Source organism: Streptomyces celluloflavus, assembly GCA_000720995.1.
Taxonomy (GTDB): domain Bacteria; phylum Actinomycetota; class Actinomycetes; order Streptomycetales; family Streptomycetaceae; genus Streptomyces; species Streptomyces celluloflavus.
This window is the reverse complement of the sequence record JOEL01000072.1, coordinates 39,235-50,341: the sequence shown is the minus strand read 5'-3', so window position 1 is coordinate 50,341 and position 11,107 is coordinate 39,235. Positions and strand designations below refer to the sequence as shown.

General features: G+C 71.5%; 10 protein-coding genes and 1 pseudogene. 1 reads left to right on the top strand and 10 read right to left on the bottom strand.

Translation table 11 applies throughout. From position 1 onward, the window contains the following. Positions 1–431: 431 nt before the first annotated feature. The 5 genes and pseudogenes from IH09_RS34175 to IH09_RS34155 all read right to left on the bottom strand — a co-directional run bounded on the left by IH09_RS34175 (position 432) and on the right by IH09_RS34155 (position 6,104). Positions 432–947, bottom strand: a complete 516-nt coding sequence (locus IH09_RS34175; protein ID WP_052861509.1) for a hypothetical protein — start codon at positions 945–947, stop codon at positions 432–434. A 284-nt stretch (positions 948–1,231) separates the two neighbouring features. Next, a complete protein-coding gene (locus IH09_RS39515) occupies positions 1,232–3,109 on the bottom strand; it encodes a hypothetical protein (RefSeq protein ID WP_190233496.1) in 1,878 nt (625 codons plus the stop codon). Between the two features lie 64 nt (positions 3,110–3,173). Then, positions 3,174–4,142 carry an ABC transporter substrate-binding protein gene (locus IH09_RS34165; RefSeq protein ID WP_052861505.1) on the bottom strand — a complete coding sequence of 323 codons (969 nt, stop codon included), beginning with the start codon at positions 4,140–4,142 and terminating at the stop codon, positions 3,174–3,176. Positions 4,143–4,613: 471 nt separating this feature from the next. Next, positions 4,614–5,342 (bottom strand): annotated as a pseudogene (locus tag IH09_RS34160) (ABC transporter permease); the annotation flags it as partial. 3 nt (positions 5,343–5,345) lie between these two features. Next, entirely contained in the window at positions 5,346–6,104 is a 759-nt protein-coding gene (locus tag IH09_RS34155) for an ABC transporter permease subunit (RefSeq protein ID WP_052861524.1), read from the bottom strand. 137 nt (positions 6,105–6,241) lie between these two features. Between IH09_RS34155 and IH09_RS34150 the strand changes: the two genes are divergently transcribed. Further along, positions 6,242–7,462 carry an ABC transporter ATP-binding protein gene (locus IH09_RS34150; RefSeq protein ID WP_052861503.1) on the top strand — a complete coding sequence of 407 codons (1,221 nt, stop codon included), beginning with the start codon at positions 6,242–6,244 and terminating at the stop codon, positions 7,460–7,462. Between the two features lie 130 nt (positions 7,463–7,592). On the opposite strand, the gene IH09_RS34145 is transcribed toward IH09_RS34150, so the two are convergent. The 5 genes from IH09_RS34145 to folP all read right to left on the bottom strand — a co-directional run bounded on the left by IH09_RS34145 (position 7,593) and on the right by folP (position 11,080). Beyond that, complete coding sequence (locus IH09_RS34145) at positions 7,593–8,075, bottom strand: DUF3180 family protein (protein WP_052861522.1); 483 nt, start codon at positions 8,073–8,075, stop codon at positions 7,593–7,595. 146 nt (positions 8,076–8,221) lie between these two features. Continuing rightward, the gene (folK, locus tag IH09_RS34140) at positions 8,222–8,818 is read right to left on the bottom strand and encodes a 2-amino-4-hydroxy-6-hydroxymethyldihydropteridine diphosphokinase (protein ID WP_052861502.1); all 597 of its coding nucleotides are present in this window, start codon (positions 8,816–8,818) and stop codon (positions 8,222–8,224) included. Next, positions 8,815–9,174 (bottom strand): dihydroneopterin aldolase, encoded by a 360-nt coding sequence (gene folB, locus IH09_RS34135; RefSeq protein WP_052861500.1) that lies wholly within the window; start codon positions 9,172–9,174, stop codon positions 8,815–8,817. Before folB ends, folK begins: the two co-directional genes overlap by 4 nt. 366 nt (positions 9,175–9,540) lie before the next feature. Then, positions 9,541–10,044, bottom strand: coding sequence for a nuclear transport factor 2 family protein (locus IH09_RS34130; RefSeq protein WP_052861521.1), 504 nt, complete (start codon positions 10,042–10,044; stop codon positions 9,541–9,543). A 115-nt stretch (positions 10,045–10,159) separates the two neighbouring features. Next, the gene (gene folP, locus IH09_RS34125; RefSeq protein WP_052861497.1) at positions 10,160–11,080 is read right to left on the bottom strand and encodes a dihydropteroate synthase; all 921 of its coding nucleotides are present in this window, start codon (positions 11,078–11,080) and stop codon (positions 10,160–10,162) included. Positions 11,081–11,107 lie beyond the last annotated feature (27 nt).

Here is an 11,107-nt window from a genome sequence, read left to right as displayed (position 1 = left end):
ACACCACCCCCCAGGTCATCCGTTCGACAGGGGGCAAAAGTCATGCCAGGCCCGGAGGCCAGCGGCCCTCTTGCAGGACCGCGAAAAACATAACGGGGCTCCGGGGGCATCCAGGGGGCGCCGCCCGGCGAAGGCTCCGCCCGGCGAAGGCCCCGCCCGCGCGAAGGTCCCGCCCGGACGAGCTCGTCCGCACCCGTGCGGCACCGTTCCGCCAACAGGAGGCGTGGGGGCAGCGCTCCCCCGCCGTCACTTCTCGGGTTGCTCAGGTTGCTCGGGCTGCCGGGACTGCCAAGACCGCTGGGATTGCCAAGACTTCTGGGATCGCAAGGACTACGGGGGCTGCAAGGACTACGGAGGCTACGGGGACCGCGGGGTCCTCCAGAACGGCTGGGACCGATAGGGCCACTCGGGCTTCCTGGGGGCTGCCCGGACTACCGGGGCTGCTCGGTACGGGGCGACTTCTGGACGACGTCGTGGTCCTGCCACGCGTAGAAGGTGCCGTCGACCGTGGCGCCCGACCAGGTGCCGCACTGCGTATCAACCTTCGCCGCGAGGTCCTTGGGGAACCAGTCGGCCTCCAGCTTCGGATTGCCCTGCGCCTTCGCCGCCCCCTTGCCGGTGACGCATTCGGCGGGCGGCTCGGCGTCCTTGAACTTGGCCGCGATCAGCCGGTCGTCACCGGTCGTCGAGAGGACGTACTTGATGTCCGTGGCGTCGTCCGGCAGCCAGCGCGGCATGGAGGTGCGGGCCTTCTTCGCCTCGGCACCGGTGGCGTACTCCGACCGCTGCTCGTGATGGTCGAAGGGGTTCCACGAATCGGAACCGGAGCAGCCGGTCAGGATGGCACCGGCGGCCAGCGTCACGGCGGCCACGGCCAGCGGACGGGCGACGGGGCGGACGAATACGCGGGCGCGGGCGCGGGAGACAGTGCGCGGGGATTTCGGCACGGGGGTTCCTTCCGGAAGTGGCGGCGTGTGCCTCAATCCTTGCGGCGGATCGGCGACCGACCGTGCTAACGGGGGAGGTTCTTGCCCGTATGCCTTTGGTCCCACCGCCCCGGCCCCCACCCTCCACAGGAGTACCCGGCGGGGGCCGGAAGGCAGACCCGGAGACCTGAAGACCTGAAGAGAGAACCGACGGACGGAGGTGACCGGCGGACGGAAGTGACCGGCGGACGGAAGTGGTGGAGAGCTGGGGTGGTGGAGAGCGGATGTGGTGCAGAGCCGAGGGCTCAGGAGATGGCGCTACGCAGTACGGCGACGTCGAACTGTTCGGTCTCGTCATGCGCGGTCAGGTCGATGACCTCACCGACACCATCGGCCGCCTTGTTGCCGGAAGCCTTACCGCCGGACGCCTTACCGTCGGATGCCGCGGCTGCCGTCTCCTCGTCGCCGGCGGCCACGTCCTCGTCCGCCACGGCGGCGTCCGGCTCACGCCCGTCCCCCCGGGCGTCCACACTCGCCTGCGCACTCACCGCGTCCGCACGGGCCTCTGTGCGGGCCTCTGTACGAGCCTCGGTAAGGGCGGCCGGCGTACGAGCCTGCGCGCGGGCCGACTGCTCGGCGAGTGCTTCGTCGCCGACGACATCGGCCAGATCGTCCTCCAGCGGCGCGGTCAGCTGACGCCGTTCGGCGGCCGCGTTGCCGAAGAAGTCGAAGCCGCCGAGCGCACGGGAAGTGGCGGGGCGGGGCACGGCGGGCGCCGGGATGACGGCGGCTGCGGCCGGAATCCGGCGAAGCGCGGGCACGGCGGACGTGTTCGTACGGGCGTGCCGCGCACCGCTCGCCAGCCGTGCGGCGACCGCCCCGGACTTCTCCTGGCCGCCCGCACCCTCCGCAGCGCCCGTACCCTCCGCAACGTCCGAGCTGCCCCGACCGCTCCGGCCTTCTTGCTCACGCCGGTCTTCGTGTTCGGTACGGCCGCCCGGCTCGGTGCGGCCGCCCAACTCGCTACGGCTACCGCGACCGCTCCGGCCGCCAGATACGTCCTGACGGGCCCCGCCCTCGGCACCCGCCGCACCACCGGAACCGGCCGCGCCGTCAGACCGGCCTGCGCCGTCTGTCTGGCCCGCGCCGTCGTTCTGGCTCGTGCTGTCGAACCGACCCGCGTCATCGGACCGGCCCGCACCGTCGAACCGGGCTCCACCCGCACGAGGGGCCGCGCCATCGGGCCGGGCTCCACGCTCACGACTGGCCGCGCCATCGGCACGATGCGTCGGACCATCGGGACGAACCAGGTCGGCGGCCCGACCGGCCGCACCGTCCAGGTGGGCCGCACTGTCGCGGGAGGCCATGTCATCAGGGGAGGTCATGTCATCACGGGAGGCCGTGTCATCGCGAGAGGCCGTGTCATCGCGAGGGACCCCACCGCCCGGACCGGCCGCGCCGCCCCGGGCCTCCGCACCGTCCGGCGTCCGCAGGGCCTCCTGGGCCCGATCGCGCTGGCGGGCGGCGCTGCCGACCAGCCGCCGCAGCGCCTGGTCCGCCTGCGCGAACGCGGCGGTGCCGAGCCGGCCGTCCGACGCCAGACTCCCCGAGCTATCCCGGTTGCCCTGCGCCGGACCGCCCTGCGCCGCGCCGTCCAGCGCCGGACCGTCGGCTTTGGCGGACGGCAACGCCGGGACCGAGGAGGAACCCGAGGCCGGGGCCGGGGCCGCCGCCTCGATCTCCAGGAGACGACGGCCTTCCAGCGCGCTGGCCCGCTCGGTCTCCGCGGTGGCGTAGCGGCGCAGCAGTTCGGCGTGCTCGCTGCGCAGCCGGGCCAACTCGGCACGCTTGGCCCGGAGTTTGGTATCCAGCGCGGTGCGGATCTCGCGGGCCTCCTCGACATTCGATTCGAGCTCGGCCACCCGCTCCTCGGTCCGCCACTCGTCGCGCGTCCGGGCGCGGCTGAGCTCGGCGACCTGCTTGCCGGCCCTGCGGTCCCAGGTCCGCAGCAGGACCGCGCCGCCGACCGCGGCGGCCGCCGCGCCCGCGGCGAGCACACGCTGTGTGAGGTCGTCGCCGGCGAACCACGTTCCCGTGGCGCACGCGATCGACGCACCGGCGACCGTCGAGGGAGGAAGCAGCCGGTGGAGGGTTGGTGAATGGCGGTGGCGTCCTCGTGGCATGGCCAGAAACTTACCGTGCGTGCGGGGCCGATGGGGCCCCGCACACCGATCCGTTTCCCTGTGGTTACTTCTTGATCAGATCTTTGGACTTCAGATATGCCTGTGCGACATCTGCCGGCTTGAGTCGCTCGGCATCGACCTTGCGGTTCAAGTCGATCAAGTCCTTGGTCGTCAGCACCGCCGTGAGCTTGCCGAGAGCGGTCTCGATCTCCTTGTCACCGGCGCTCTTCGCATTCACCACCGGCAGCACATTGTCGGCGTTCTGGAGCTTCTTGTCGTCCTGGAGGAGCACCAGACCGAAGTTGTCGAGTGTGGCGTCGGTGGTCGTGGTGAGCACCAGTTGATCCGTGCCGTCCTTGACCGCCTGCTTGGACTGCGGGGTGCCGACGCCCTTGGGGTCGAGGCCCGCGATGTCTATGCCGTAGGTCTTCTCCAGGCCCGGCTTGCAGAAGGGCCGCGACTCGCACTCCTCGCCCGATGCGAGTTTGATCTTCTGCTTCGACGCGCCCAGGTCGGAGAGCGTCTTCAGCTTGTGCTGCTCGGCGAATTCCTTGGTGACCGCGAAGGCGTTCTGGTCCGTGGCCTCGCCCACCGGCAGCACCTTGAGGCCGCGCGGCTCGGCGAGCTTCTTGAGCGCCGTCACGGTGTTGTCTATGTCACTGGAGGCGACGGGCTTCGCCTTGGGGCCGTTCTGCTTGGCGTTGAGGAATTCCGCGAGAGTCGAGGCATATTCCGGCACGACATCGATCTGACCCTTCTCCAGAGCCGGCTCATACAGCTCCCGATTGGCCAGCGTCTGAACGCGCGTTCGATAACCCGCTTCGTTAAGGATCTTGGAATAGATCTCGGCGAGCACCTTCGACTCGGTGAAACCGGCCGAGCCGACGACGATCTCGCCCTTCCCGCCGCCCTTGCTCTTGCTTCCGCCTTTGTCCTCCAGGCTCTCGCCACCGCACGCGGCCAGCCCGGCCGCCAGCGCGATCACTGTGCCCGCGACAAGCGCGGTGCGCGCCACACGTGACTTGCTGCTCATGGAATTCACCATTCAGTTCGTTCGGTCAGATCTGCTCTGGTCTGGTGCTGGGTGGAGCGTGCCGAGTGCGATCGGGTGGGTGAGGTGACGCCCGGAAACGGGGATCGGTATCGGGACCGGGTAACGGTGCTGGGTACAGGGCCGGGTAACGGAGGCCGGGTAATCGGGTAATGGAGACTCGGTGTCGAAGACCCGGCATCAAGGCCCTGATCAGGCCACCGGGGACCGGGCCACTCCGGACCGGACCGCTCGGCAGCATGGCAAAGTCGGGGCACCGCGTCAGGCGAGTTTTCCCGACGCGACCGCGTCCCCACCGCGGCCGGACCCACCGGACCCACCGGTCACACCCAGCCCGCGGGGCTCACCGGACCTACCGGCCGCACCAACCCCGCCCAACCCGCCCGGCCTCTCGGACACACCGGACCCACCAGCCCTGCCCGCCCCACCGGAGCCGGTACCGGAGCCCGCCCCGGAACCCGCGTCGCCGCGCCCCGTCCCCCCTGCCGTACCTCTCCCCGCCGTACGGGCCCCGCGCCGCCGCCCCCGCATCGGGTCGAAGAACCGGTCCGCCAGGACGAGAGCGCCCTCGACGGCCAGCGCCAGTACGGCCACCAGCAGCGCGCCCGCGACCACCTGCGCGGTGTCGTAGTTGCCGAAGCCCGCGGTGATGATCCGGCCCAGCCCCCCGCCGCCGGCCAGGGCCGCCAGCGTCGCCGTGGCCACCACCTGCACCGTCGCCGACCGCAGACCCGTCATGATCAGCGGATAGGCGAGGGGTATCTCGACCCGCAGCAGGAGCTGCGGCCCCGACATGCCCATCCCCCGGGCGGCCTCAACCACATCGCGGTCCGCCTCCCGCATGCCCACATAGGCGTTGGTCAGCAGCGGCGGCACCGCGAACAGCACCAGCGCGATGATCGTCGGCCAGTCCCCGTGCGTCCCCAGCGGGCTGAGCGTCAGGAGCACCAGCACCGCGAAGGTCGGTACCGCCCGCCCGACGTTGGAGATGTTGACCGCCAGCGCCCCGCCCTTGCCGATATGCCCCAGCCAGAGGGCCACCGGCAGGGCTATCAGGCAGGAGATGACCAGGCACAGCGCGCTGAGGTAGACATGCTCGCCCAGCCGGTGCCATACGCCCTTCTCCCCGGCCCAGTTGGCGGCCGTCGTCAGCCACTGCCACGCGCCCGTGATCGCGTCCATCGCTCAGGCCACCGCCTTCGTCGTGCCCGCCCCGCGCCGGGACCGCGTCCCCGCCCGCGTCCGCGTCCGTGTCCAGGGCGTCAGCAGCCGCTGCAGGCCCATCAGCAGCAGGTCGGCCACCAGCGCCAGCAGTACGCACAGCACCGTCGCCGTCAGGACCTCCGCCTTGAAGAAGCCCTCCATACCGCTGGCTATGAGATTGCCCAGGCCGCCGTAGCCGACGACCGAGCCGATCGTCGTCATGGCCACCGTCGAGACCGTCGCGATCCGCAGCCCGGCCACCATCGCGGGGAGCGCCAGCGGCAGTTCCACCTCGAACAGCAGCCGCGCGGCGCCGTACCCCATCCCGCGGGCCGCCTCCCGCACCTCGTCCGGCACCGACGTCAGCCCGGCGAGGATGTTCCGCACCAGGATCGTCAGCGAATACATCACCAGACCGGTGATCACCACCGCCGCCGAGACCCCGAAGACCGGGGTCAGCAGCGCGAACATGGCCAGGGACGGAACGGTGTAGAGCACCGTCGTCAACCCGAGGACCGGTCCTGCCGCGGCCCGCCGGCGACGGGCCACCAGCGCCAGCGGAAAGGCCACCAGCAGGCCGATGATCACGGATATGGCCGTGATGCCGATGTGCTGGACGGTCGCGTCCAGCAGTTCGTGGCCGCGGGTGCGGACGTACTCACCGCAGATCCAGTCGTTGGCCTGCAAACAGCTCTGCTCAGCGGCCTGCGCGACCGTGAGAGCGCTCGGTCCGGCGTCCACCGTCGTCACCTCCCCCGCCCTGTCGCTCACAATTTCGGTGACTGTCTGCGACCCTATCCCCCACCACTGACAATCGGCCCGGCCCGCCATCCACTCGACACACCGCGTTCACGACCGCCTGCCCACAATGGGGAATCATGATCCGCTTCGAACACGTCACCAAGAGCTACGCCGACGGCACCACCGCCGTCGACGATCTCTCCTTCGAAGTCGCCGAGGGCGAACTGGTCACGCTCGTCGGCCCCTCGGGCTGCGGCAAGACCACGACGATGAAGATGGTGAACCGGCTCATCGAGCCCACCAGCGGCACGATCTACCTCGACGGCGACGACATATCCGCCATCGACCCCGTCGAACTGCGCCGCCGCATCGGCTATGTCATCCAGCAGGTCGGGCTCTTCCCCCACAAGACCATCCTGGACAACACCGCCACCGTCCCGCACCTCCTCGGCTGGCCGCGCAAGAAGGCCCGCGCCCGCGCCGCCGAACTCCTCGACCTGGTCGGCCTGGACCCCGCCACCTACGGCGACCGCTACCCCGACCAGCTCTCCGGCGGTCAGCGGCAGCGCGTCGGCGTCGCCCGCGCGCTGGCCGCCGACCCGCCCGTGCTGCTGATGGACGAACCGTTCGGCGCCGTCGACCCGGTCGTCCGCGAGCACCTCCAGAACGAGTTCCTGCGGCTCCAGTCGACGCTCCACAAGACGGTGCTCTTCGTCACCCACGACATCGAGGAAGCGGTCCGGCTCGGTGACCGCATCGCTGTCTACGGGGCCGGGCGCATCGAGCAGTTCGACACCCCCGCGACGGTCCTGGGCGCCCCCGCGACCCCGTACGCCGCCGAATTCGTGGGCGCGGACCGCGGGCTCAAGCGGCTCTCCGTCACCCCCGTCGAGACCGGCGACCTCGAACAGCCCCCGATCGTCCACCTCGACGACGAGGTGCGCCACGCGGCCGACCGGCTGTCCGCCGACGGCGCCCCCTGGGCGGTCGTCCTCGACGCCGACGACAATCTGCACGGCTGGGTCTCCGCGGCGACGCTCACCGGGGCGGCCGCGGCCGGGGACGCCACCGCCACCGGGAAGGACACCGCCGCAGCGGACGGCGCCCCGCGGAGTGCCACCGTCCGTGCGCACGCCCGGCGGATGGACGCGTGGCTGCCGCTCGGCGCCCCGCTCAAGCAGGCGTTCAGCACGATGCTCCAGTACGACGCGGGCTGGATCGCCGTCCTGGACGGCGACCGCTTCCTCGGCGTCCTCACCCCCGCCAGGCTGCACGAGGCGCTGCGCCGCTCCACCACCGCGGACGCCGCGAACATCGCGCGCGACGAGGTGTCGCTCCACACCGTCCACGACGTCTGATCCGGGCGGCCCCGGGGCGGCCGACGCGGGCGCGCAACGGACAACGGACAGCGGGCACGGGGCTCGCATACGGGGACGCGGGCCACGGCACCACCGCGGCCCGCGTCAGGCGCACCGGCCTCGGGCGCCGCTAGGCCGGCGTCGCGCCCGCTTGGTCGTCGTCCTCCGGAAGCTTGCAGACCCGTTCGAGGAAGAGTGCGGCGGCGACCACCGCCGCGCCCGCCAGGACCGAGAAACCGGCGTAGATCGCCTGGTCCCGGCGCGTGGCGACGTCCAGCCCTGCGGTCAGCAGAAAGATCCCGACGCCGCCGTACAGCCCGGCGACCAGCGCCGCCACCAGGGCGCTGGCCTGCCCGAAGACCACCGCGCGGGCGGCCACCAGCGGATCCACGCCCTTGGCGCCCTCCCGGCGCTCACGCTGTGCGCGCAGCCGGGAGCGGATCGAGAGCGCGGTGGCGGTCAGCACGGCGGCGATCAGTGCCAGCACGATCGGCGCGGCCACCGGCACTCTCGGGAGCGTGCCCAGCGAGTCCCACAGCCGGGCGCCCGCCCAGGCCAGCGCCCCGGCCGCCAGGAACAGCCCGACCAGCACCTTGATGTGTAGCTGCTTCACCGAGCGATCGCCCTTCGCACCGTCATGGCCGTTCCGTCCGTTCCCCATACATGTGTGCCGTTTCCATGTATGCATGCCATCCGGAGGCGTTCCGTACGCATCCGCGGGCACCCGCGCCGTACGCGGGCGGCCCACATCCTTAACGGCTACTCCGGCAGCCGCAGTTCCAGATCCGCGCGCGGCACCACGCCCTCGTGGCCGACCGCCGCCAGCAGCTCGGCGACCGCGCCGCGCCCGGGGACCACCGCCTCGGGGTCGACGTCGTGCCACGGCACCAGGACGAACGCGCGCTCATGGGCGCGCGGGTGCGGCAGTGTCAGCTGCGGGTCGTCGGAGATCACGTCCTGGTAGGCCAGGATGTCGACGTCGATCGTGCGCGGGCCGAAGCGCTCGTCCCGTACCCGCTCGAAGGCTTCCTCGATCGCATGCCCGCGCTCCAGGAGGGAGGACGGCGGCAGGGTCGTCTTGATCAGCACCACGGCGTTGAAGTACGTGGGCTGCGAACCGGGCTCGACGCCCCACGGCTCGGTCTCGTACACCGGGGAGACCGCCTTGACCCGCAGGCCGGGGGTGTCCTCCAGGGCGTCGATGGCGCCCTGGAGCGTCTCCAGGCGGTTGCCGAGATTGCTGCCGAGGGAGATCACTGCGCGTTTGGGGTTGGAGAGCGTCACATCCGCGGCGTCCACGCGCTCCACGACGGAGGCGGGCACCGGCTGTACGGTCGGGTCGCTGCTGGTGTTCATACTCGGCTCCGGGTGATGGTGATGGTCACGTCGTCGAAGGGGACGGTGATCGGCGCGTCCGGCTTGTGCACCACCACCTCCACCTCCTGTACCCCCTCGTGCTTGAGGCACTGATCGGCGATCCGCTCGGCAAGGGTCTCGATGAGGTCGACCGGCTCGCCCTCCACGACGGCCACCACCTCCTCGGCCACGATCCCGTAATGCACGGTCTTCGCGAGGTCGTCGGAGGCCGCCGCCGGGCGGGTGTCCAGACCCAGCACCAGATCGACGAGGAAGGTCTGGCCCTCCTCGCGCTCCCGGGGGAACACTCCGTGGTGCCCTCGGGCCTTCAGGCCACGCAGCGCGACACGATCCACGCGAATCACTCCCACTGGTCTCACTGGCACTTCCGCACCACTGAATCGTCGGAAATTCCGGGCACGCACCAGTCAAACCCGGCGCACAGCCCCTCTCGTTTATCGAATCTACCTGCGAGCACTGACAACGCTCGCCCGTGGGGGCTATGGACAACGGCCCCGTCGTGCTGCTAGCCGGCCGGGAGGTCGCCCGCGCGGCCTCTTACCCCTGTCCCCACACCCCACCCCTGCCCGTCCCCGACTTGGCTCGAACGGGTGCGCCCCGCTCACCCCGCTGACTTCTGCCGCTGACCGGTACGCGGCCCCGGGACGGCAGGCCCCGGGCACCCCGGACGGCGCGGCGCGGGCCCGGCGAAGAGGGCCGGTTCACACCCCGCCCGGCGCCCCCGCCCCGCCTGCCGGACCGGAAGCGTCCCCGTCCTCCCCCTCGTCGTCGCCGTTCCCGTCGTCCTCGCGGTCCGCCAGCACCGGCGACCCGTGGTGCGACCACACCCGCCAGCCCTCCTCCGTGCGCCGGAAGACATTGGTCGCCACGACCAGTTGGCCGATCAGCGGGCCCACCGAGCCGTCCTCCTCGGCGGGTCCGCCGCTGAGGATGTTCTCGGTGCACGTCACCAGCGCGGTGTCGCCGATGACGTCGATCTCCACGTCCGTCAGGAAGAACTGGATGTACTCGGTGTTCGCCATGATCAGGGCGTACGAACGGAGCACCTCGCCGCGCCCGCGCAGCACCGGCCACCCCGGGTGCACCACGCTGACCTGGCCTTCCAGCCAGAGCTCGGACAGCGCCTCGTGATCGCCGCGCTCGATGGTCTCGTACAGGGTCGTGTTCGCCCGTTCGACCAGCTCGATGTCCGTCAGTGGGCCCAAGCCGCTCACACCGTTCCCGTCACGTTGGTCGCGTCGACTGCCGTGTCCGCCGGGGCCGCCGCCGTACGCGCCGTGCCCGTCGTCCGTCTCGTGCCCGTCGTAGATACCGTGCCCGTCATTCCTGTCGTACCCCCCGTGCTCCCGTACCACCGGTGCCGGCCGTTCCGGTCACCGTGCGCTCCGCCGCGCCCTCCACCGCACGGGCCACCCGTACGGCGTCCGCGCTGGCCCGGACGTCGTGCACGCGCACCGCCCAGGCCCCCTCGCGCGCCACGATCGCCGACACCGCCGCCGTCGCGGCGTCCCGTTCGCGCGCGGGCGGCGGGGTGGCTCCCGTGCCGCCCGCCAGCACTCTGCCCAGGAACCGTTTCCGCGATGCGGCCACCAGCAGCGGCCTGCCCAGCGCCCGCAGCCGCGCCAGGTGGGCGACCAGGGCGAGATCGTGTCCGGCGTCCTTGGCGAAGCCGAGGCCCGGGTCGATCACGATCCGCTCCGGGTCCACGCCGCCGGCCACCGCGCGCTCCATGCTCCGCGCCAGCTCGTCGACGACCTCCTCGACGACATCGGTGTAGACGGCGCGGTTGTTCATGTCGATGGACCGGCCGCGCCAGTGCATCACCACGAACGGGACGTACGCCGCGGCCACCACCGGCACCATCGCCGGGTCGGCGGCGCCCCCGCTCACGTCGTTGACCAGCCGCGCACCGGCCTCCACGGCCTGCTCGGCGACGCTCGCGCGCATCGTGTCGACGGACACCACGACTCCGGCCGCGGCCAGTTCCCGGACGACCGGGACGACCCGGCGCAGTTCCTCGGCCTCGTCCACCCGCGCCGCGCCCGGCCGGGTCGACTCACCGCCCACGTCCACCACATCGGCACCCTCGGCCACCAGGTCGAGGCCGTGTTTGACCGCGAGTTCCGGATCGAACCACTCGCCGCCGTCGGAGAACGAATCGGGCGTGACGTTGACGACGCCCATCACCGCGCAGCGGTCCCAGTCCGGCAATCCGGCCACCCGGCCACGCAAGGTACTCATGGCACAAGCCTAGGGCGTGTCGTCAGG